We start from the raw sequence: 21973 nt of genomic DNA on the forward strand, positions 1-21973 counted from the left end.
TTGGCCCGGTTACATCTTGCCGTCGTCCTGGAAGACCTGGGTCCAGTCCTTGACGAGGCCGTCGAGCGCGTCCTTGGGCGAGCCCTGGCCGGCCACGACATAGTCATGGAAGCGCTTCTGCGAAGCCTGCAGCAGCGGTGCGTAGCTCGGTTCGGCCCAGAAGTCCTTCACGATGGCCATCGAGTCGAGGAAAGCCTGCGCGTAGGGCTGACTGGACGGGAACTTCGGGTCCTTGACGACGGAGTTCAGGCAGGAATAGCCGCCGAGCGACCACCACTTGGCCTGCACGTCCTTGTTGGCGAACCACTTGATGTATTTCAGCGCCGATTCCTGCTTGTCGGAATAGGAAACCACTGAAATGCCCTGGCCGCCGAGCTGCGCGAACTGGTCGCCGTCGGGACCTTTCGGATTGACGAAATAGCCGATCTTGTCACCGCCGACATTCTCGTCCTTCTGCAGGCCGGGCCAGGTAAAGGCGAAGTTCATATGCATCGCCACCTGCCCGGATTTGAAGGCGTCGACGCCTTCGCCCATGTAGCTGTTGGAGGCGCCGGGCGGCGTGCAGCAATCATAGAGCGCCTTGTAGAACTCCAGCCCCTTCACCGATTTCTCGGAATTGACGAAGCCTTCCATCTCGTAGGGCTTCTTGGGGTTTTCATACTGGAAGCCATAGCTGTAGAGCACGTCCATGGCGCCCATGGTGATGCCTTCCGAGCCGCGCTCGGTATAGATCGAGGCGCCATAGACCGTCTTGCCGTCGATCTGCCGCTTCTGGAAGAATTCGGCGATCTGCTTCAGCTGGTCGAAGGTGGTCGGCGGGGCGAGGTCCCAGCCATATTTCTCCTTGAATTCCTTCTGCAGCTCGGGCCGCGAGAACCAGTCCTTGCGATAGGTCCAGCCGACAACGTCGCCCATGGCCGGCAGCGCCCAGTAGTTCGGCGTATTCTTCGGCCATTCCGAATAGCCGACCACGGTCGCCGGCACGAAGTCGTCCATGCTGATCTTCTCCTTGTCGAAGAAGTCGTTCAGCTTGACGTAGTGGCCGTTCTCGGCGGCGCCGCCGATCCACTGGCTGTCGCCGATGATCAGGTCGCAGAGCTTGCCGTGCGAGTTGAGCTCGTTGAGGAAGCGGTCGGCGTAATTGGTCCACGGCACGAATTCGAACTTCATGCCGATGCCGGTTTCCTTGGTGAAGTCCTTGGACAGTTCCACGAGCGCGTTGGCCGGATCCCAGGCCGCCCAGCACAGCGTCAGGTCTTCCGCATGCGCGACGTTCGAGACGGCTGTCGACGCAAAGATCGCCGAGGCCAGTCCCAACGCCAGTTTCAAGGTCGATTTCATGCCTTACCTCCCATTTGCGAAACGCGTCCGGATGACGGTTTCAAGAGCCCTCAACCCTCGCTCCTCCGAGGGCCCAAACATGGTGCGCGATGTGCCGCCGATGTTTAGTAATTTGTTTAGTGATGCGCTTTTTACTAAACAACGCAAGCGAATTCGTTGCTGCGCCGCAGCATGGCGAAAACGGGTGATTGAAATCGTTGGGAAATGATTTCCGGACGCTGCGGCCCGCCGCCGTCAGCCGGCCGGGTTGGCAGGGCTCGGGCTTGCCGTCACCGGCCGGACCGGCGGCGCTGGCGGCAGCAATGCGCGTATGTCGGCGAAGGGAAAGGTCGGCTCGAAGCGGAAGGCTTCCGCCAGCGCGCCGGAAACGCCGTTGCACTGGCCGGCGCGAAACTCGTTCTGAAGGCGCGCCCTGTGCACATAATGCTCCGGACCCTGCGACTGGTGCGCGCGGATCGCCTTCGCCTTGATCTCCCAATGATGCGAAATCTCGACATGATGCGTCGGCGAAAAGCCGGTGCCGCCGAGCGTGTCGGCATGCAGCACCGGAACGGCGAAGGATGCGGCGATGCGCACGCCGTCGGACAGGGCGCGATGGTCGCCGTGATAGTCGTAGGGCGCATGGGTGATCGCCAGGTCGGGTTTCACTTCGCCGATCAGCGCCTTCAGCATCGAAATCAACGCCGCATCGGCGACGAGTTCTCCGTCGGGAAAGTCGAGGAAGCGCGGCTCGACGCCGAGCAGGCCTGCCGCCTTGGTCGCTTCCTGGCGTCGCAAGCGGGCAAGCGCCTTCGGATCGCCCTTGCCGCCCTTGGCACCATCGGTGGCTATCGCAAAATTGAGCTCTGCGCCTTGCGCTGCATAGGCGGCCAGCGTACCGAACATGAATATCTCGATATCGTCGGGATGTGCCCCCAGCGCCAGTATCCTCATGTCTTCTCTCCCGGAAATGGTATGCCGAACGGAATCCTGCTCGCCCTTCTCGCTTACGCAAACTATTCGTTCAGCGACGCCGTCATCAAGGGTCTGGGCGGGCAGTTCACCGTCTTCGAGATCGGCTTCTTCGTAACCTTGTTTGCCGGCTGTTTCCTGTTCTTCACTCGGCCGAAGGAGGAGCGCTGGCGCGATTTCTGGCGCACCAGGCGGCCCTGGGCCGTACAGGCCCGCGCCTGGGCGGGGATCGCGTCGGGCGTGCTCAGCGTCTATGCCTTCACCACCATTCCGCTGGCGGAAGTCTACGCCCTGCTCTTTCTGGCCCCGTTGCTCGTCACCGTGCTTTCGACCGTCATCCTGAAGGAGAAGGTCGGTCCATGGCGGTGGCTGGCAGTGGTCGCCGGCTTTGTCGGCGTCATGCTGGTGGTGCGGCCGGGCTTCCGCGAGCTGCATCTCGGCCATCTCGCCGCCTTTGCCAACGCGTTTGTCGCGGCAACCATCGTCATCCTGATGCGCTCTCTCGCCCAGCAGGAGAAGCGCACCACCATGTTGGGCACGCTGATCGGCTGCGGCCTGTTGTTCAACGGCGTCGGCGCGGCCGCGACGTCGTTTTCGCTTCCCAATCTGTGGCAACTGGGCTGGCTGGTCCTGGGCGGTCTGTTCACCGCCGGCGGTCAATTGCTGCATCTCCTGGCGGCCAAATACGCTCCGGCCAACCGCATCGCGCCGACGCATTATTCGCAGATTGTCTGGGCGGTCATCCTCGGCGCGATGTTCTTCAAGGAATACCCCGACGCCATGACGCTGGTCGGCCTTGTCGTCGTAGGCGCTTCCGGCCTGCTCACCATGGTGCGCGAGGAAGTGCGGCTTGGCACGGTGCGCTGGAACCCGTTCACGCGCGCCCGGCTTTGAGTTGCGCAGCGGTCGCGACCGCTGATATGCGGGCGCCATGACGACGAAACCTTTGCCGGACCTTCCGGTCGCAGCCGTGCTGCCGGCGCTTGCCGAGGCACTTGCCCGGCGCAGCAGCGCCGTGCTGGTGGCGCCGCCCGGCGCCGGCAAGACGACGCTGGTGCCGCTGGCGCTGCTCGACGCGCCATGGCTCGGGCAGGGCAGGATCGTGCTGCTCGAGCCGCGGCGGCTCGCCGCCCGCGCCGCCGCCCGCCGCATGGCCGAGCTGCTGGATGAGGAACCGGGTGGCACGGTCGGCTACGCCATGCGCATGGAGAACCGCAGCTCGGCGCGGACAAAGATCCTGGTCGTCACCGAAGGCGTGCTCTCGCGCATGATCCTCGACGACCCGGAGCTGCCCGGCGTCTCGGCGGTGATCTTCGACGAATTCCACGAGCGTTCGCTGGATGGCGATTTCGGCCTGGCGCTGGCGCTCGACGTGCAGGGCGCGCTCAGGCCGGACCTGCGTCTGCTGGTCATGTCGGCGACGCTCGACGGCGCCCGCGTGGCGAAGCTTTTGTCGGATGCGCCGGTGATCGAAAGCGAGGGCCGCGCCTTTCCGGTCGAGATCCGCCATGACGAGCGGCCGGCCGGCATCGCGATCGAGGATGCTATGGCCAAGGCGATCCGCTCTGCGTTGACTACCGAGCAGGGCAGCGTGCTCGCCTTCCTGCCCGGGCAGCGTGAGATCGAGCGCACCGCCGAGCGGCTTCAGGGCAATGTCGCCGCCGATACCGACATCGTTCCGCTCTACGGTCAGCTCGACAACCGGGCGCAGGACCAGGCGATCAAACCGGCGCCGGCCGGCCGCCGCAAGGTGGTTCTGGCAACCTCGATCGCCGAGACCTCGATCACCATCGACGGCGTGCGCGTCGTCATCGATTCCGGCCTGTCGCGGCTGCCACGCTATGAGCCGGCGAGCGGCCTGACCAGGCTCGAGACGGTGCGCGTCAGCAAGGCTTCGGCCGACCAGCGCGCCGGCCGCGCCGGCCGCACGCAAGCCGGCGTGGCGGTTCGCCTGTGGCGGGCCGAGCAGACGGCGTCGCTCCCTGCCTTCACGCCGCCGGAGATCCTCGAGGCGGATCTGTCCGGCCTGCTGCTCGACTGCGCCGCTTTCGGGGTGGCCGATCCGTCGAGCCTTTCCTTCCTCGATCCGCCGCCGGCGCCGGCGCTCAACGAGGCGAGGGTCCTGCTCAAGGCGCTGCATGCCATCGACGATGCCGGCAGGCTGACCGGGGCGGGCGCCGCCATGCGCAAATTGGCGCTGCCGGTGCGGCTGGCGCATATGGTCGCCGAGGCCGCGAAGACCGGCCATGCGCGGGAAGCGGCCTTGCTCGCCGTGCTTTTGACAGAGCGTGGATTAGGCGGCGACAGCGCCGACCTGGAGCGGCGCCTGATCCGGTTTCGCGGCGAGAAATCCCCCCGCACCAACGCCGCCAGGCAGCTCGCCGAGCGGTTGGCCAGGCAGGGCGGCGGCGGCCAGGGCAGCGAGGCGGCAGCCGCCGGCTCGCTCCTCATCCATGCCTGGCCGGATCGGGTCGCCAGGGCGCGCGGCGAGCGCGGCCGCTTCGTGCTCGCCAACGGGTCGGGCGCCATGGTCGATGCCGCCGATCCGCTGGCCAACGAAACCTGGCTCGTCGTCGCCGACCTGCAGGGCAAGGCGCAGAACGCCCGCATCACCGCCGCCGCGCCGGTTGAAGAAGCCGATATCCGCGCCGCCCTTGCCGAGCGCATCGAGACGAAGCGCGAGGCGGGCTTCGACCGCGAGCGCCGTGCCGTGCGCATGCGCGAGACCGCCAGGCTCGGCGCCATCACGCTTTCCGAGCGCATGCTGCCGGCGCCATCCGGCGCCGATGCCGACCGCGCCATGATAGATGCCGTGCGCGAGCACGGCCTGTCGCTGCTCGACTGGGGCAAGGAGGCGGAAACGCTCCGCCAGCGGCTTGGCTGGCTGCACAGTGGCCTCGGCGCGCCCTGGCCCGATGTTTCGGATGAAGCGCTTGTCGAGGGTCTCGACGATTGGCTCCTGCCGTTTCTCGCCGGCGACGCCTCTTTCGCCGCCATCAAGCCGGCGACGCTGTCGTCGGCGCTGATGGCCTTGGTCCCGCACGACCTGCAGCGCAAGGTCGACGCGCTGGCGCCGACCCATTTCGACGCGCCGTCGGGCAGCCACGTGCCGATCCGCTATGACGGCGAATGGCCGGTGCTGGCGGTCCGTGTGCAGGAGCTGTTCGGCCTCGACGGCCATCCGGCGATCGCCAACGGCACCGTGCCGCTGACGTTGGAATTGCTGTCGCCGGCGCACCGGCCGATCCAGACGACACGCGACCTCCCCGGCTTCTGGCGCGGCTCCTGGGCGGACGTGCGCGCCGACATGCGCGGCCGCTACCCAAAACATGTCTGGCCGGAAAATCCGCTCCAGGCGGCCGCCACCAGTCGCGCCAAGCCGCGCGGGACGTAGTGTCGGGGCGGACCGCAAACCTTTGCGATTGGCGCAAACGCCCGTTCCTTCGTCGTCCACGGGCGGAGCAAGGAGCGAAGCGACGCGCGTAGAACCCGAGGATCCATTCCGTGACGTTGAGGCGGCGCCGCGGTTCAGAATTCTGTTCCGCTGCATTCTACGCTCAAGGTAACGGAATGGATCCTCGGGTCTGCGCTCCGCTTCGCGTCGCTCCGCCCGTGGATGACGAAGTCGCGAGGGCCTCGGCCAATCTCGAATGGTTATGATGAAACACCCGCTGCCAACGGGTCGGGTCGCCTTTACAGGGCTACTAGCGCTTACCCTCCCGCGGTTATAATCGTAAGTCGATGATCAACATCCTGCGCGCGCCCGATTCCCAGCAAAGCCAGCGGTTGCGGCTCAACACGCTGATCCGCCTTCGCTGGCTGGCCATCGTCGGCCAGAGCCTGACCGTGCTGGTCGTCGCCTATGGCCTGAAGTTCCCGTTGCCGGTGTCGATGTGCTTTGCGCTGATCGCCTGCTCGGCCTGGATGAATCTGTGGCTCACCTTCCGCTATCCGGCGGCGCATCGGCTCACCCCGCTTTCGGCCTTCGCGATCCTCACTTTCGACGGCATCCAGCTCACCGGCCTGCTCTACATGACCGGCGGCCTCACCAACCCGTTTTCGGTGCTGCTATCGGTCCCGGTCGTCATCTCGGCCGCTTCGCTGCCGCTGCGCATGACCGCGGTGCTTGGCGCGCTGGTCATGATGGCCGCCACGCTGCTGGTGTTCTTCCACCTGCCGCTGCCCTGGTACGAGGAGGCGCCGCTGCCGATGCCGTTCATCTATGTCGCCGGCATGTGGATGGCTGTCTTCGCCTCGATCGCCTTCACCGCCATCTATGCTTTCCGCGTCGCGGCCGAAGCGCGCCTGCTCGCCAACGCGCTGGCCGCCACCGAGCTGGTGCTGCAGCGCGAGCAGCATCTGTCGGCGCTGGACGGGCTGGCGGCGGCCGCCGCGCATGAACTCGGCACGCCCCTGGCAACCATCACCGTCGTCGCCAAGGAGATGGAAAAGGCGCTCGGCAAGGACCCTAAATACGGCGAGGACGTGAAGCTCCTGCGCTCGCAAAGCGAGCGTTGCCGCGAGATTCTCAAGCGGCTGACCAGCCTTTCCTCGGAAGGCGAGGCGCATATGTCGCGCATGCCGCTCACCTCGCTCGTCGAGGAGGTGACGGCGCCGCATCGCGATTTCGGCATCTCGATCCGGCTGCGGCCCGGCGAACGCATCGGCCCCGAGCCGGTCGGCCAGCGGAGCCCCGGCGTCATCTACGGGCTCGGCAACCTGGTCGAGAACGCCGTCGATTTCGCCCGCAAGTCCGTCACCGTCAGCTGGAGCTGGGACAATGAGGCGGTCATCTTCTCGATCACCGATGACGGGCCGGGCTTTCCGGCCGAGATCATCGACCGCATCGGCGAGCCCTATATGTCGACGCGCCAGGGCACCGAGGCCGGCGGCGGGCTGGGGCTAGGGCTGTTCATCGCCAAGACCCTGCTGGAACGGTCGGGCGCCACCATCGATTTCCGTAATTCGAGCGGGCTCGGCGAAGGCGCGGTGGTGCAGATCGCCTGGCCGCGCGGCGTCTTCCTTAACCAGGACCAGGCCTCCACCATGTTCGACAATGCCTAGAGCAATTCCAGGAAAAGTGCGTAGCGGTTGGGCTCGGCGACTTCGCCGTAGCTTTCCGTCCGGAATTGCGAAACGGTGAACCATGCCTTGCATTCGCCGCATGGCAGCTCTGTTGCGGGCTCTAAAAATTGGACATTGCTGTTGCGGAATTGTATCTGCGTAAAAGTGAGGCATGTCGCCTAAAACTGTGCAGCCGCGTTTGGCGAGACGGCATGCCTGGAAACAAGGACTTAAGGCGCATTCGGTAGAATTCGTTTTGATGCGAAGGTGCTCTTGGTCAGTAGGATGTCGATAAGATGAGCGGAGACGAAACGACGGGCGCAATGGTCGAGGGCGAGGATACCTCGCTGCTCATCGTCGAGGACGACAAGCCGTTCCTCACCCGGCTTGCCCGGGCCATGGAAACCCGGGGTTTCGTGGTCGAGACGGCGGAGAGCGTGGAAGAGGCGGTCGCCAAGGCGCGCGCCCATCCGCCGGCCTATGCGGTGGTCGACATGCGGCTCGGCGACGGCAACGGCCTCGATGTCGTGGCCGCCATCCGCGAGAAGCGCAACGACGCCCGCGCCATCATCCTGACCGGCTACGGCAACATCGCCACCGCGGTGACGGCGGTGAAGCTCGGCGCCGTCGACTACCTGTCCAAGCCCGCCGATGCCGACGACGTCTTCGCCGCGCTTACCCGCACCTCCGGCGAGCGCGCGGCGCCTCCGGAAAACCCGATGTCGGCCGACCGCGTGCGCTGGGAGCACATCCAGCGTGTCTACGAAATGTGCGACCGCAACGTTTCCGAGACGGCCAGGCGATTGAACATGCACCGCCGCACGCTGCAGCGGATCCTCGCAAAGCGGGCGCCGCGGTAGGCAGACATTCGTCATCCTCGGGTCTCCGCGGTCGCTTCGCTCCTTGCTTCGCCCATGGATGACGAAAGGACAGGCGTTTCAGCCAACTTTCGAAACATGCGCTGGCGTGTAACTTGTAAGCCTTGCGTCATCGCTGGCGCCGCGCATCATTGGAATACAGACTCCCGGCCGATAAGGCTAGGTGAGGCTGGGCTAGGGAGGGACCATGCGAGACGAACGGCCGAAATCGATCCTGCGCGAATTCCTCGATGGCGAGGCCGCCGGCGGCATCATCCTGATGGTGGCCGCCGCGCTCGCGCTGATCGTCGCCAATACGCCTCTGGCTGCAACCTATTTCGCCGTCCTGCACGCCTATCTCGGGCCGCTCAGCGTCTCGCACTGGATCAATGACGGGCTGATGGCGGTGTTCTTCCTGCTGGTCGGGCTGGAGATCAAGCGCGAGATGCTGGACGGCCAACTCTCGACCTGGCCGCGCCGCGTGCTGCCTGGCATCGCCGCCGCCGGCGGCATGGTGGTGCCGGCGCTGGTCTATGTCCTGATCAACCGTAACAATGCGGCCGCGCTTTCCGGCTGGGCGATCCCCACCGCCACCGACATCGCCTTCGCGCTCGGCGTGCTCTCGCTGCTCGGCAGCCGCGTGCCCGCCTCGCTGAAAGTCTTCCTCACCGCTCTCGCCATCATCGACGATCTCGGCGCCGTCATCATCATCGCGCTGTTCTACACCAGCGGTCTGTCGCTCGCTTATCTGGCCGCCGCCTTCGTCGTCATCGCTCTGCTGGTCGTGCTCAACCGCATGCGGGCGATGAAGCTCTGGCCGTATCTGCTGCTTGGCGCGCTGCTGTGGGTGCTGGTGCTGAAGTCGGGCGTGCACGCCACGCTGGCCGGCGTGGCGCTGGCGCTCACCATCCCGCTGGAGCGTTCTCCCGGCATTAGCCATGATGTCGAACATTCGCCGCTGCACCGGCTGGAGCACGGCCTGCACAAGCTCGTGCCCTTCATCGTCATCCCGATCTTCGGCTTCGCCAATGCCGGCGTCTCGCTCGGCGGCGTGAGTTTTGCAGCGCTCGTCGAGCCGCTGACGCTGGGCGTCGCCGCCGGCCTTGTGCTGGGCAAGCTGGTCGGCGTCTTCGGCTCTTCGGCGCTCGCCATCCGCTTCGGCCTCGCCGACCTGCCGGTCAATGCCGGCTGGCTGCATATGCTGGGCATCTCGCTGCTTTGCGGCATCGGCTTCACCATGAGCCTGTTCATCGGCCTGCTCGCCTTCGCCAGCGACCCGGCGCTGCAGGACGCGGTGAAAGTCGGCATTCTTGCCGGTTCGCTGATTGCCGCGCTGGTCGGCGCCGCCGTGCTGCTCATGGCGCCGGCGGCCGGCGGGGTGGACGAGGATCTGGGCTAAGGCAGGCTGGGTTCCGGCGGCAGGCCGAAGGCCGCAAACAAGCTGGGACCGAGCGGCGGGACATAGATCGTCAGCACGGCGATCCTGTCGCCGGTCGGCTCGATGACATGCAGCGAATGCGGCCGCCACTTGGAATCCTGGCGGCCAAGCGCGTAGACGCCGACGGCCGGCTGGGTGTTGGCGCCGACGGCCACCGCGCGATAGCCGGCAAAATTACCCCAGACGCTTCCCAGGAAAGCGCCGATGGCAGGACGTCCGAAGTACCATTCCCGCCAAGGCGGCATGTGGTAGACGGCGTCTTCCTTGAGCAGCTCGACGAGCCCGTTCAGATTGTCGGCCTGCCAGGCCCGCATATAGCGTTCGAGAAGCACGCCTTCGTCCGCGCTGGGCCGCGACCGTTGCGGCGGGCGCACCTGGCGGCCACCCAGCGTCGCGCGGGCCCGCTGCAAGGCGCTGTTGATCGAGGCGGTCGATCCGCCCAGCAGTTGCGCGGTCTCGATTGCGGACCACCCGAGCACGTCGCATAGCAGCAAGGTTGCTCGCTGCCTCGGCGGCAGCAGCTGGATCGCCGCGACGAAGGCGAGCCGCACGGCCTCGCGGGCTTCGTAGCGCGCTTCCGGACCGGGCCTGTCGTCGGCAATGTCGGGCAGTTCCGCGTCCGGATATGGCTCCAGCCAGGTGAGTTCGATGGCCGGGCCGCCGGTCGCTCTTCCTTCGGAAGGCGGCCGTCCGGGCTGCTCGAGAATGCGCCGCGTGGATGCCCGTGCCTTGATCGCATTGAGGCAGCTGTTGGTGGCGATCGAGTAGAGCCAGCCGCGCGCCGAGCCGCGTCCGTCGAATTGCGACCGTGCGCGCCAGGCCTTGAGGAACGTCTCCTGGACGAGATCGTCCGCCTCGTTGAGCGAGCCCATCATCCGGTAGCAATGCAGCTTGAGCGCGCGGCGGTGGGCGACGCTCAGGCGCTCGAAGGCCAGCCGGTCGAGGGCCGGCTGGCCTGGCCGGCCCAAAGGCCGGGTAGGGCCGGAAGCGTCAGTCATGCGGAGCCCGGAGAGCTGAATTCGGCCGCCATCCTGCGCGCCTCATGCCGTCGCCGCAAGGCCGCTGCCGCTCACCGTGAAGGAACTGCCTTGCGGCTTGCCCGTCACGAGCTGGATCACCGCCTGTCCGACATCGGCCGGCGTCTGCATGTCGCTCATGCTGGCCAGGAAGTCGGCCGGGCGGATGCCCATATAGGCCGCAATGCCGTCGATGCCGCGATCGCCGACTCCGGTGCCCGGCATAATGCGGGCCGGTGAAAGCGCCATGAAGCGCAGGCCGAGGCCGAGCCGGTCCGATTCCTTCTGGCAATGGCCGGCCAGGAATATCTGCATGCGCTTTGCGCCGGCATAGCCGCCCGAATTCGGCGGGCCGCCGCTGATGGCGGCGCCGCTGGCGATCAGCAGCACACGGGCTCCGGGCTTGAGCCGGCCCTTGAGAGCTTCCCGGCAGAACAGGAACGACGCCTTGACGTCCATCTCCCAGTTGGCCGAGAAGACCTCCCAGCTCTGCTCCTGGATCGGCGCGGCCGGGGCGAGCGCGCCCGCGCAGACCACCAGCGCGTCGGGCGCCAGCGCGTCGAAAACCACTCGCGGCGCGTCTTCCGCCGTCGCGTCGGCGGCCAAGATCTTCAGGCCTGGCCGTTCCCAGGCGAGTTGCTTCAGGTCGGCCGCGCCTCGGGCGACGGCAAGCACGGTCGCTCCCGCGTCAAGCGCTGCTTCCACGATCGAACGGCCGACACCGCGGCTGCCTCCGACGACGACGACATTCTGGTTTTGCAGGGATTTCATGCGTCACCTCTTTTCCAGGCCGCCGGCCATCCGGACGCGCCTGTAGGTGAAGACAAATGGGATCGGCGGAAATCATCGGTGCGAGGCGAAAAATTCTCGCCGACCTCGCGCGGGGGGAGCCTGACCTACTCGCTCTCGCCGTCCAGCGCCGGCACCGCGACGCCGGCAAGCTCGGCTGCCAAGAGCCGCGCGGCGCCCGCTCGGGCAATCCGCAGCATCAGCGCCTTGCGCGTCGCGGCCGCCATGCGGTGCTCCGGCGCCTCGCGCAGGATCTCCGCGCCATAGCCGTCGGAAAGAATGAAGCCGCATTCCTCGGGGAAAATGTCCTGCGGGACGCCGGGATGGGTGGCGAAGAAGAAGCGGTCGGAATGCAGCCGGTAGTCAGGCCATTTGCGGTCGACCCGGAAATCCTCGATCGAGGATTTGATCTCGATGATCCAGATGTCGCCCTGCCTGGTCAGAGCCACGAGATCGGCCCGCCGCCCGGTGGCGAGCGAAAGCTCCGGCAGCACATGCGCGCCCATCTCGGTGAGCAGCCGCTGCACGCCGCGCCGCACCAGCATGGCGCGCTCCGACTGGCGGCCGTCGATCAAAGGGTTGAGGGGAATCGGGGAAACGATGGGCATGGGAGGCACCATGCCAGATTTTGTTCATGGTTTGAACCCGTGTCGTGGCCGACCGCTAGCAAGATAATGTCTGGGTTGGTCGATAAGGGGCTGGTGGAACTGTATACCAAACGAGGACGGAAACATGACTCAACCCGAACGTACTGGTTCAAAGTCCGCCAAGTCTCAAATTGATAAATTTCGCGAACTGGCGCGCGAGATTGAAACCGTCGATTCCGAAGCGCCGTTGAACGCGGCAATTAGGAAGGTGGCCAAGTCGTCGCCGCCGCCGAAGGACGATTAGGCCGCCGCATTCATCTGCTGGTTGGGACTGGATCGCGCCTATCTTTCAGCCATTTCCTAGTTGCCTAGCGCGAGCTTTCGGATCGGTAGCTTTGCGGGTTAGCGGGGTGCACATGACCGTCATGTTGCCCGTGCGACGGTCAAGATACTGGAGACAGGATTTCTGGGATGTGTCTGGGATACACTCTTTGATATTCATTGGCACAAGCTTCCCCCCGATATCACCGTACCCGGTATGGTTTGTGCACGTTACCTTACTCGAATAAGGAACATTCGCTTGGCTAGTGCACGCGGTTGCACTTGCTGCAATGGCAACGACGATTGCTATACGGATCATTCTGCTCCCCCGGATTCAAGTCGCCAATAGGTAGCATCGCAAGATTGGTAGGGGAAGTTTGGGTCTGTCAAATATACAATCGCCATCTTAGGGGCGATTGTATATTTGACAAACCCGGCGACTGCCGACTTGCGCGCTGATAAGTGTTAGGGAATGAGTTGGCTTGCTATAGCAGTCGTCATTGTTGGCATCGGTCTTCCGGCCATTTTGGCTTCTGCCTACTACTGGTCCGACCTCGAAACCCGCAAAGGTCGAGGCTGGAACAAGTCCAGAGACCTCTCCTAATTTGCCGGATTCCGGGGTGCGCTGATACAAAAGTCGCATGAGGAAGCCCAGCAAGCTTATGATGAGAGCCGGTATGCTCGCTATGGAGTTGGCTCTAGTCTTTTTGGTTGCCCAGTCCCTTTGGACGGGCCGGATTCTTTTCAAGGATCACGCTGTAGAGCGAGCCCATGACCCATTTACCTATTGGGTCGGGTTGACCGTGATCGTGTTCGGTATGATTACCGTGCCGCTCTGGATCCACCGGGAGCGGCAAGAGCGCCAAGGGGTCTAATCTCGACTCGGCCCAGCCACCAGAAGAACGCAGCACCCTTACTGTGGGTTCCCCGCTCGAAATTCATCCGCCAGAAGCCTCGCCAAGTGGTCGCGGCTCAGGCTCAATGTCTCCTTCAGGAACCACAGGAAGTTGCGCGGGCCGTCGGTCGGCAAGCCGTTTTCTTCCGCCTGGGTGATGACCGCGCGCTGGTGCTCGATCCGCTGCTCGATCTCGCGGATGTGCTGCTCGACCCGTTCGATGTCTTCCTGGATGCCCATGGCCCATGATGGCGACGAAGGCGGACAAAAGCCAGCGCGATCCGGCCTCTACAAGCAGATCCGATAGAGGATCATGGCGCGCGGAATACTCGAAACGATGGGCAAGGAGATTAGCCCTTGCTAATCATATCCCTCGGCAGCAATCTCGCCGTGAGGGGATTTCCCCATGACCCGCGATCAGATGCTTGCCCACCTCCGGTCCGCCGACGCCGTCGCGCGCGAGGCGGCGGCGCATGGGCATCATCCGTTCGGTTGCGTCCTGGTCGGGCCGGACGACCAGGTTCTGATGCGGCAGGGCAATCTCGACACGGTGCGCCATGCCGAGACCGAGCTCGCCCGTCGCGCCGCGGCGGCCTATGCGCCTCAGTTCCTGTGGCGATGCACGCTGGTCACGACCGGCGAGCCCTGCGCGATGTGCGCCGGCACGATGTATTGGGCCAACATCGGGCGGCTGGTCTACGGCTACGAGGAGACGGATCTCCTGGCGCTCACCGGGGATCACGCGGAGAATCCGACGATGAACCTCACCTCGCGCACCGTCTTCGCCTCCGGCCAGAAGAAGATCGAGGTCTTCGGCCCCTTTCCCGAAATCGCGGACGAACTGCTCGCCCCGCACCGCGATTTCTGGAAGCGCTGACGCGGTCTCAGAAGCGGGTGTTTCCCGCCTCGTTGAACCGATAGACGAGCGAGAACGAGAGCGTCTGCACTTTCGGCTTGAAGGCGATGGCGCTGTCCGGGGCTCCGGTGGCATCGACATACATGCCGGCGCTTTTGCGGCCGTAGTCGGCGAAGCGGTATTCGGTCTTCATGAACCAGCCCGGTGAAGCGATGCCCGTGAAGTCGAGCGTGTTTTCGACGCCGCCGCCGACGAACCAGCCGTCATAATGTTGTCCGGCAACGCTCAAGGGCACGAGCGGTGTCGGGTCGAGGCCGGATCCCGTGAACTCGGCGTGGCTGTAGCCGCCATTGGCATAGATCAGCACGTCCGGCGTTGCCAGCACGCCGAGGCGAAGTCCCGCGGCAAGGTTCAGCCTGTTGCTCGTGGTGCCGGAATATTGCTCGAAGGGCGCCCGGATCGTGCCCCGGATGTCGCCGAACTGAGCGTCGGCGAAGGCGCCGGCCAGCCAGGAAGGGGCAAATTGCCAGTCATAGCCGCCGCCCACAGTGGCAAAGCCGCCGCTCCCTGTGGTCTGCTCGGATGGTCCGGGCGCGGGAAAGCCTCCGAAATCGGTGTACTGGTCGGCGCTCCACCATCCGAACCCGCCGCCGGCCGAAAGATAGAACCCGCTCCAGTCCCGGGCCGGCGCTTGCCCCGCGGCATTCATGTCGGCCGCCGATGCCGCCGGCGGCAACATGCTCACGATGACGATACCGGCCGCGCGCAAAGCTCTCATGCAAAAGTCCTCGAAGTTGATCCTGGCACGTGCAGCCATGGCTGATTTCGCGGCTGCCGTCTTGGACCGGCGGGCTCCGGCATTGGATGGGCGGGCGTGGTTTGAAATCGATCGGGAATGTGGCGCGGCTGCAACGAATACCGATCCAAATGATCGCGGCTTGGACCGGATGGCTCTGGAATTGGACTGGCGAGCCGGATCGTTTCTTTTTGGCCGATCCGCGCCGCGATGGCCGTGCTAGGCTGAGCACGGGGCAAACAGATTTCCGCCAATGCAGAAGATCGATTTTTCGTCGGACAGCCTGCCAGCGCATCTGAGCGACAAGGATCGCTTTCGCCTCTGGCGCGACATGTGGATGGAGCAGCTCGGCGCGGCCGAGATCAGGCATGCCGAGGACAAGCGCTTCGCAACGGCGACGAAGATGCGCTTCCTCGGCGACCTCCGCGTCGGCCTGTTCGAGACCACGACCGAGTACTATGTGCGCACGCGCCGGCATGTAGCCAACGATCGCGACGATATCTTCGTGGGGTTTTACCGCAGCCCCAAGCCGCAGGTCTGGTCGGTCGCCGATTGCGATCTGTCGCTGCTGCGCGGCAACGGCATCGCCTACAACGTCGCCCAGCCCTGCCGCAGTTTCACCGACGGCGTGACCGCCTGGGTGCTGGCCTCCATCCCTCGCGCCTCGCTGCTCAGCATGGTGCCGCATGCCGACGACCGCCCGGTGACGCGGCTCGACCCGGCAAACCCCGCCGTCCGGCATCTGGAACGCACGATCGACTTCCTGCTGCAATCCGAGGAGCTGGACGGAGAGCCGGCGCTTTCGCGGCAGGCCGGGACGGCGCTGGCCGACCTGATCGTGCTGGCGCTGGGGGCCATGGGCGACGCCGCGGAAATCGCGACCGGCCGCGGGCTGCGCGCGGCACGGCTTCGCGAAGCCGTGGCGGTGATCGAGGCGCGTTTTGCCGACCCGGCGCTGTCGACGGAGATGGTCGCCCGCGCGATCGGTCTGTCGCGTCGCTATCTCAACACGCTTCTGCTGGAGAGCGGCCGCACCTTTGCCGAACGCGTGCTGGAGCTGCGCCTGCAGAAGGCATCTGCCATGCTGTCGGATATCCGCAACGACGCCACGAGGGTGAGCGACATCGCGCTCGCCGCGGGGTTCAACGACGTGTCCTATTTCAACCGGCGGTTCCGGGTTCGGTTCGGCGCTTCGCCCACGCAATATCGCGGCGGGTAGGGCGGGGGCCTGTCAGGCGGAGAGCTGGTCCACCGCGCCAGCCATATCGTCCAGGATCGGGCAGTCCGGCCGGTGGTCGCCGTGGCAGGCGTGGATCAGTGTCTGCAGCGTCGAGCGCATCGACTGCAATTCGCGCACCTTCTCCTCGATCGCCCTGACATGGGCGGCGGCGATCTCGCGCACGTCGTGGCTGGCGCGGTCGCGGTCCTGATAGAGCGCCATCAGCTGCCTGCAATCGTCGATTGAGAAGCCGAGGTTGCGCGCGCGGCGCAGGAAGGCAAGCCGGTGGATGTCCTCGCCGGAGTAATCGCGATAGCCGTTCCCGGCCCGCGCCGGACGGATCAATCCGATCTCCTCATAGTAGCGGATGGTCTTGGCCGGCAGGCCGGAACGCTCGGCGGCATCTCCGACATTCATGGCGCTCTCCTCGAATTCCAGGCGGCTCTCTGAGCCGCCTCATTGATTTTGCTTCACAATCCCGTGAGGCCTGTTGCGGAAATGCCGCAGTTCGGCACTTACCGGCACGTAAGGTCTTGCATATAGGCAGTGCGCGCTTGGCAAGCAAAAGAAATGCCAGCATGAATGATGGCAAGAAGGCGGCCGACTCGTGCCGCTGCCATAGAGACGGGGCGTCGGACCTATTCATGCGCTTGAAGTCATTTGCAATCCTCGCCGCTCTTGCGCTGTCGACCGCGATCAGCGGGTGCAGCACCATCGGTGGGCAAATGTTCACCAACAACTATGGCGCGATGACCGATGCCGGTTATCAGCTGCCGCGCATCCCGATCGAGAAGGTCCCCGCCAGGTACCACCGCCAGGAAGTGCGGTATGATTCTTCGGAGAAGCCGGGCACCATCATCGTCGATACACAGAACAAGTTCCTCTATTTCATCGAGGGCGACGGCATGGCGATGCGCTATGGCATCGGCGTCGGCCGCGAGGGTTTCGAGTGGCACGGCACAGCCCATATCGCGCTGAAGCGCGAATGGCCGACCTGGACGCCGCCTTCGCAGATGATCAAGCGCCAGCCCGAGCTCGCCAAGTTCGCCGGTGGCATGGAGCCGGGCCTGAAGAACCCGCTCGGCGCGCGTGCCATGTATCTCTTCAACAAGGGCGGCGACATGGGCTACCGCCTGCATGGCAGCCCGGAATGGTTCTCGATCGGCAAGGCGATGTCGTCGGGCTGCATCCGGTTGATGAACCAGGACATTATCGACCTCTACGACCGCACGTCGGTCGGCGCCAAAGTCATCGTGATGTGATCACGAAGGCCGAGGCCAAAAGCTTTCGCAAGCGGACCGTCTAGGCAACAACAAGACGTCCAAGAACAGAAAACCGGGCTGTTGGGGCCCGGTTTTTTGTTTTTGTGGTTTGCTGGAATATCGCGGCGCGACGCCCTTTCGAGAGTTCGCCTTGCTGAATCCATATGGCTTGGTTTTCGAGAACCGGAGCGGAGCGTACTTTAAGTACGTGAGCACCGGAAGCGCAGAAAACCGAGCCAGATGGTCAGCGGGGTAGAACTATCAATGGGCGTCAGGCGACCTGCTCGACCTGCTGGACCTCCGGAACGAAGTGGCGAAGCAGGTTCTGGATGCCATGCTTCAGCGTCGCCGTCGAGGACGGGCAACCGGCGCAGGCGCCCTTCATATGCAGGAACACGGTGCCGTTCTCGAAGCCGCGGAAGGTGATGTCGCCGCCATCCTGGGCGACCGCCGGGCGCACACGCGTGTCGAGCAGTTCCTTGATGGTCAGCACCAGCTCTTCGTCTGCCTTGTCGTAGAACTCGCCGGTCTCGCCGACGTCGCTCGTCGGAGCGGTCGAGGCCATGACCGGCGCGCCGGACATGAAGTGCTCCATGATGGCGCCGAGGATCGCCGGCTTCAGGTGCTGCCAGTCCGGGCCGTCCTTGGTCACGGTGATGAAATCATAGCCGAAGAAAACGCCGGTGACGCCCGGGATCTCGAACAGACGGCCGGCCAGCGGCGAAGCCTCAGCCGCGGCTTCGGCGTTGCGGAAATCGGCCGTGCCTTCGCGCAGCACTTCCTTGCCCGGCAGGAATTTCAGCGTCGCCGGGTTCGGCGTCGATTCGGTCTGGATGAACATGGGTATCTCCAGGCCCTTCGCGGGCCGATAGTTTGGAATAATTCTAAATAGGCTCTATCGGCTGGACATTCAAGCGAAACGCGTCGCTAGGAACGGCTGGCTGGCGGAATGTTTTTTCGACCCCTCATCCACTTGAGATGTATTGAGATTCAGGTCAGGCCGAGTCGAGAACGGTGGTTTCGAGAACCGGAGCGGAGCGTACTTCGAAGTACGTGAGCACCGGAAGCGCAGGAAACCGCCGTTCGCAGGCCGGCCTCACCTGAATATCAGCACATCTCAGGCTAAGCTGTCGATCTCCTCATCCGACAGATTCTGCGGCACCACCGTGACCGGGATTGGGAAAGCGGCGCCCTTGCCGGCCACCGCGCCGACCAGCGGCCCGGGGCCTTCCTTGCCGGCGCCAGCCGCCAGCACCAGGATGGCTATGTCCTGGTCGTCCTCGATCAGCTTGTGGATTTCTTCCGTGGGCTTGCCTTCGCGCACCACCAGCTCCGGCTCGATCCCGACATGCTGACGCACCTTGTTGGCGTAGCCGTCGAGCGCTGCGCGGGCTGTCGCCGTGGCTTCCTCGCGCATGATCTTTTCCACGCCCAGCCAGTGCTGGAAATCGTCCGGCTCGATGACGTAGAGCAGCACCAGCACGCCGCTGGTATGCTGCGCCCGTTTCGAGGCGTAAGCGACTGCGCGCTCGCATTCCGGCGTATCGTCGATGATCGCCAGAAATTTTCTACGATGCCCGGCTTCGCGGCTGAGGCGTTTGGAGACCATCTCTATCTGCTCGGTATCAATTCGGCCGCAATCTGCCACCGCCACGGGGCGGCGGCAAGCCGCCGGCCCGTATGGCGATTGAGTTTAGCGGGACAGAAGGATCAGTCCTGCAACAGGCCGATGATGTCGCGCACCGTCTTCATCGTGCGTTCGGCAATCGCCCGGGCGCGGTCGCCGCCATCCTTGAGCACGGCGTCGACATAGGCGCGATCACCCTCGATGCGGCGCATCTCGGAAGCGATCGGCGCCAGCTTCTCCACGGCAAGGTCGGCCAAAGCCGGCTTGAACACGGAGAACTGCTGGCCGCCATATTCCTTCAGCACGTCTTCCTTCGAGATCTCGGCGAGGCCGGCATAGATGCCGACGAGGTTTTCGGCCTCAGGCCGGCTTTCCAAGCCGTCTATCTCGCTCGGCAAGGCTTCCGGGTCGGTCTTGGCCTTGCGGATCTTCTTCGAGATCGTATCGGCATCGTCCGTCAGGTTGATGCGCGACAGGTCCGACGGGTCCGACTTCGACATCTTCTTCGAGCCGTCGCGCAGGCTCATGATACGCGCCGCCGGACCGCCGATGACCGGTTCGGTGATCGGGAAATAGCCGTTCACCGTCTCTTCGCCTATCCTCATCTCGACGCCGACGCCGAGCGCCGCGATCCTGTCGGAGAAGTCGTTGTTGAATTTTTGCGCGATGTCGCGGGTGAGCTCCAGATGCTGCTTCTGGTCCTCGCCCACCGGCACATGGGTGGCGCGATAGAGCAGGATGTCGGCGGCCATCAGGCTCGGATAGGCGAGCAGGCCGAGCGAAGCGTTCTCGCGGTCCTTTCCAGCCTTGTCCTTGAATTGCGTCATCTTGTTCATCCAGCCGATGCGCGCCACGCAGTTGAAGATCCAGGCCAGCTCGGCATGCTGCATGACCCGCGACTGGTTGAAGACGATGTGCTTCTTGGGGTCGATGCCGGAGGCGAGGAACGCCGCGGTGATCGAGCGCGTCTGGTCGCCGAGATCCTGATGGACGAGCTGCGCCGTCAGCGAATGCAGGTCGACGACGCAGTAGATGCAGTCGGACTGTTCCTGGAGGGCGACGAATTTCTTGATGGCGCCGAGATAATTGCCGAGATGCAGGTTGCCGGTCGGCTGGACGCCAGAAAAGACGAGTGGCTTGAAGGCGGACATGAGTTCCTCATGGCTTGTGGAGGGCCGTATAAGCATGATTCCAAAAAGTTTGGAGCCAATCATGCGGCTGGAGACCGCGCGCGGCGAAAGTCTTTCGACGGCGGGCTTATGGACCAACCCGAGGGCGGGAGCAAGTACCGACGACAGGCGAGGTGGCAGGCTGACTATTCGTCGAGATTGGGCTTGGACGCCGGCGCGGCCTTTGCCTCGCCTCGCTTCACGTTCCGGCGGATCATGCCGAAATCGGCGCCGCCGGTGCCGAAGGCGGCGATGAAGTAGAGCGCCGCTCCCCCGGCAACGAGCGCAAGCACGGTCGTCGCCTTCACCGCCAGCGGTGAACCCGGTCCGATCTGCGTGGCAAAATGGCGCTCGGCGAAGTAGAGCGCAACGGCCATGATCACAGCCGACAGCACCAGCCTCGGGATGCGCTTCAGCAGGGGGATGTCGCGGCCCCAATGACCGCGCCTGATCAGCATGGCGAGCAGCATCAGCGCGTTGACCCAGCCCGCGACGGCCGACGCCACCGCGATGCCCGGAGCGCCCATCGACGGGAACAAGGTCAGCGCCGTTGCGACATTCACGCCGACGGAGATGGCGGCGAAGATCATCGGCGTGCGCGTGTCCTCGCGCGCGAAATAGCCCGGCGTGAAGGCCTTGATCAACACGAAGGCAGGCAGGCCGAGGCCGAAGACCGCCAGGATGGAGGCGACGACCGGCGTCGAGTGGTTGGCGGCGAAGGCGCCGCGCTCATAGACCAGCCGCACGATCGGTTCCGACATCACCCACAGCGCCGCCGCCGCCGGCAGCGTTATGAACAAGGTGAACTCGACCGACCGGTTCTGCAGGTTGGCGGCTTCGATCAGATTGCCCGATTTCAGCGCCCGCGACAGCTCCGGCAACAGCACGATGGCGACCGCAACGCCGACGACGCCGAGCGGCAGCTGGTAGATGCGGTCGGCATAGGCGAGCGACGACACGGCGCTGTTCTGACCCGAGGCGATCGCCGTGCCGATCAGCTGGTTGATCTGGGTGATGCCGCCGGTGATCGCCGCCGGCAGCGCCAGGACCAGGAGCCGCTTGACGTTCGGCGTCATCTTCGGCCGGCGGAAGCCGATCGAGATGCCGGCATAGCGCACTGCCACCCACACGATCGCCAACTGAACGATGCCCGCCGCCAGCACGCCCCAGGACAGCCCGAAGCCGACATCATGCGCGTCCAGCCCATGATACCAGGCATAGGCGAGCACGCTGATCAGGATGATGTTGAGGAAGGCGGGTGCGATCGCCGCGGCGAAATAGCGGCGCAGCGAGTTCAGCATGCCCGCCATCATGGCGCCGAGCGACATGCAGATCAGATAGGGAAACATGATCGTCGCAAGCGTGACGGTCGTCTCGAACTTGCCCGGCGTGCTGGCAAAGCCCGGCGCCACCAGGTAGCGGACGATCAGCGGCATCGCCAGTTCCATGAGGACGGTGAGCGCCAGCAGCACCGAGAACAGAACCCCGAAAACCTCCTCCGAGAAGCGCTTGGCTCCCTCCGTGCCGTGCTGTTCGATCTCCTTGGCGAACAGCGGCACGAAGGCGGCGTTGAAGGCGCCTTCGGCGAACAGCCGGCGGAAGGTGTTGGGGAGCTGGAAGGCGGCATTGAAGGCGTCGGCGACCGGCCCGGTGCCGAGCGCCGCCGCCATCAGCATCTCACGGCCGAAGCCCAGCGCGCGGCTCATCAGCGTGCCGGAGGCGACGGTGGCGAATTTCTTGACTAGGCTCATGCTGGGGACGACTGCCAGAAAAATTGCGTCAAAT

At 64.7% G+C, this 21973-nt stretch carries 21 protein-coding genes; 9 read left to right on the top strand and 12 right to left on the bottom strand.

Annotation, left to right across the window (positions count from 1 at the left end):
• Window positions 1-9: 9 nt before the first annotated feature.
• Both LB572_RS10380 and LB572_RS10385 read right to left on the bottom strand, forming a co-directional pair.
• On the bottom strand, window positions 10-1341 hold the full coding sequence (locus tag LB572_RS10380) for an ABC transporter substrate-binding protein (protein WP_140802029.1): 1332 nt from the start codon (window positions 1339-1341) through the stop codon (window positions 10-12).
• Between the two features lie 234 nt (window positions 1342-1575).
• Complete coding sequence (locus LB572_RS10385) at window positions 1576-2274, bottom strand: PIG-L deacetylase family protein (protein WP_224667650.1); 699 nt, start codon at window positions 2272-2274, stop codon at window positions 1576-1578.
• 21 nt (window positions 2275-2295) lie between these two features.
• Here LB572_RS10385 and LB572_RS10390 point away from each other — a divergent pair, with 21 nt between their 5' ends.
• From LB572_RS10390 to nhaA, 5 genes are all read left to right on the top strand, one after another.
• Window positions 2296-3186, top strand: coding sequence for a DMT family transporter (locus tag LB572_RS10390; protein WP_224667651.1), 891 nt, complete (start codon window positions 2296-2298; stop codon window positions 3184-3186).
• A 37-nt stretch (window positions 3187-3223) separates the two neighbouring features.
• Window positions 3224-5686, top strand: coding sequence for an ATP-dependent helicase HrpB (gene hrpB, locus LB572_RS10395; protein ID WP_224667652.1), 2463 nt, complete (start codon window positions 3224-3226; stop codon window positions 5684-5686).
• Between the two features lie 347 nt (window positions 5687-6033).
• On the top strand, window positions 6034-7356 hold the full coding sequence (locus LB572_RS10400) for an ActS/PrrB/RegB family redox-sensitive histidine kinase (RefSeq protein WP_140802033.1): 1323 nt from the start codon (window positions 6034-6036) through the stop codon (window positions 7354-7356).
• A gap of 296 nt (window positions 7357-7652) precedes the next feature.
• Entirely contained in the window at window positions 7653-8216 is a 564-nt protein-coding gene (locus LB572_RS10405) for an ActR/PrrA/RegA family redox response regulator transcription factor (protein WP_140802034.1), read from the top strand.
• Between the two features lie 205 nt (window positions 8217-8421).
• The gene (nhaA, locus tag LB572_RS10410; protein ID WP_224667653.1) at window positions 8422-9612 is read left to right on the top strand and encodes a Na+/H+ antiporter NhaA; all 1191 of its coding nucleotides are present in this window, start codon (window positions 8422-8424) and stop codon (window positions 9610-9612) included.
• Here the strand turns inward: nhaA and LB572_RS10415 are convergent.
• From LB572_RS10415 to LB572_RS10425, 3 genes are all read right to left on the bottom strand, one after another.
• Window positions 9609-10649 (bottom strand): RNA polymerase subunit sigma-70, encoded by a 1041-nt coding sequence (locus tag LB572_RS10415; RefSeq protein ID WP_224667654.1) that lies wholly within the window; start codon window positions 10647-10649, stop codon window positions 9609-9611. The two genes, nhaA and LB572_RS10415, sit on opposite strands and share 4 nt — an antisense overlap.
• A gap of 42 nt (window positions 10650-10691) precedes the next feature.
• A complete protein-coding gene (locus LB572_RS10420) occupies window positions 10692-11438 on the bottom strand; it encodes an SDR family oxidoreductase (protein ID WP_224667655.1) in 747 nt (248 codons plus the stop codon).
• Between the two features lie 125 nt (window positions 11439-11563).
• Entirely contained in the window at window positions 11564-12064 is a 501-nt protein-coding gene (locus LB572_RS10425) for an MmcB family DNA repair protein (protein ID WP_181177496.1), read from the bottom strand.
• Window positions 12065-12188: 124 nt separating this feature from the next.
• Between LB572_RS10425 and LB572_RS10430 the strand changes: the two genes are divergently transcribed.
• Window positions 12189-12347 (top strand): hypothetical protein, encoded by a 159-nt coding sequence (locus tag LB572_RS10430; RefSeq protein ID WP_224667656.1) that lies wholly within the window; start codon window positions 12189-12191, stop codon window positions 12345-12347.
• A gap of 930 nt (window positions 12348-13277) precedes the next feature.
• Here the strand turns inward: LB572_RS10430 and LB572_RS10435 are convergent.
• A complete protein-coding gene (locus tag LB572_RS10435) occupies window positions 13278-13499 on the bottom strand; it encodes a hypothetical protein (protein WP_224667657.1) in 222 nt (73 codons plus the stop codon).
• Window positions 13500-13665: 166 nt separating this feature from the next.
• Here LB572_RS10435 and LB572_RS10440 point away from each other — a divergent pair, with 166 nt between their 5' ends.
• A complete protein-coding gene (locus tag LB572_RS10440) occupies window positions 13666-14136 on the top strand; it encodes a nucleoside deaminase (protein WP_224667658.1) in 471 nt (156 codons plus the stop codon).
• Between the two features lie 7 nt (window positions 14137-14143).
• Here the strand turns inward: LB572_RS10440 and LB572_RS10445 are convergent, their stop codons facing one another.
• Window positions 14144-14893 carry an outer membrane protein gene (locus tag LB572_RS10445; RefSeq protein ID WP_224667659.1) on the bottom strand — a complete coding sequence of 250 codons (750 nt, stop codon included), beginning with the start codon at window positions 14891-14893 and terminating at the stop codon, window positions 14144-14146.
• Window positions 14894-15164: 271 nt separating this feature from the next.
• On the opposite strand from LB572_RS10445, the gene LB572_RS10450 reads away from it, so the two are divergent.
• Window positions 15165-16130, top strand: coding sequence for a helix-turn-helix domain-containing protein (locus tag LB572_RS10450; RefSeq protein WP_224667660.1), 966 nt, complete (start codon window positions 15165-15167; stop codon window positions 16128-16130).
• 12 nt (window positions 16131-16142) lie between these two features.
• On the opposite strand, the gene cueR is transcribed toward LB572_RS10450, so the two are convergent.
• Complete coding sequence (cueR, locus tag LB572_RS10455; RefSeq protein ID WP_140802044.1) at window positions 16143-16547, bottom strand: Cu(I)-responsive transcriptional regulator; 405 nt, start codon at window positions 16545-16547, stop codon at window positions 16143-16145.
• Between the two features lie 227 nt (window positions 16548-16774).
• Between cueR and LB572_RS10460 the strand changes: the two genes are divergently transcribed.
• Window positions 16775-17392 (top strand): L,D-transpeptidase, encoded by a 618-nt coding sequence (locus LB572_RS10460; RefSeq protein WP_140802045.1) that lies wholly within the window; start codon window positions 16775-16777, stop codon window positions 17390-17392.
• A gap of 271 nt (window positions 17393-17663) precedes the next feature.
• Here the strand turns inward: LB572_RS10460 and LB572_RS10465 are convergent, their stop codons facing one another.
• From LB572_RS10465 to murJ, 4 genes are all read right to left on the bottom strand, one after another.
• Window positions 17664-18233 (bottom strand): NifU family protein, encoded by a 570-nt coding sequence (locus LB572_RS10465; RefSeq protein ID WP_140802046.1) that lies wholly within the window; start codon window positions 18231-18233, stop codon window positions 17664-17666.
• A 276-nt stretch (window positions 18234-18509) separates the two neighbouring features.
• Window positions 18510-19001, bottom strand: a complete 492-nt coding sequence (locus tag LB572_RS10470; RefSeq protein WP_140802047.1) for a universal stress protein — start codon at window positions 18999-19001, stop codon at window positions 18510-18512.
• 101 nt (window positions 19002-19102) lie between these two features.
• A complete protein-coding gene (gene trpS / locus LB572_RS10475) occupies window positions 19103-20170 on the bottom strand; it encodes a tryptophan--tRNA ligase (RefSeq protein ID WP_224667661.1) in 1068 nt (355 codons plus the stop codon).
• Window positions 20171-20334: 164 nt separating this feature from the next.
• On the bottom strand, window positions 20335-21939 hold the full coding sequence (gene murJ / locus LB572_RS10480) for a murein biosynthesis integral membrane protein MurJ (RefSeq protein ID WP_224667662.1): 1605 nt from the start codon (window positions 21937-21939) through the stop codon (window positions 20335-20337).
• Window positions 21940-21973: the final 34 nt, after the last annotated feature.

The organism is Mesorhizobium sp. BH1-1-5 (genome assembly GCF_020165615.1).
Classification (GTDB): domain Bacteria; phylum Pseudomonadota; class Alphaproteobacteria; order Rhizobiales; family Rhizobiaceae; genus Mesorhizobium.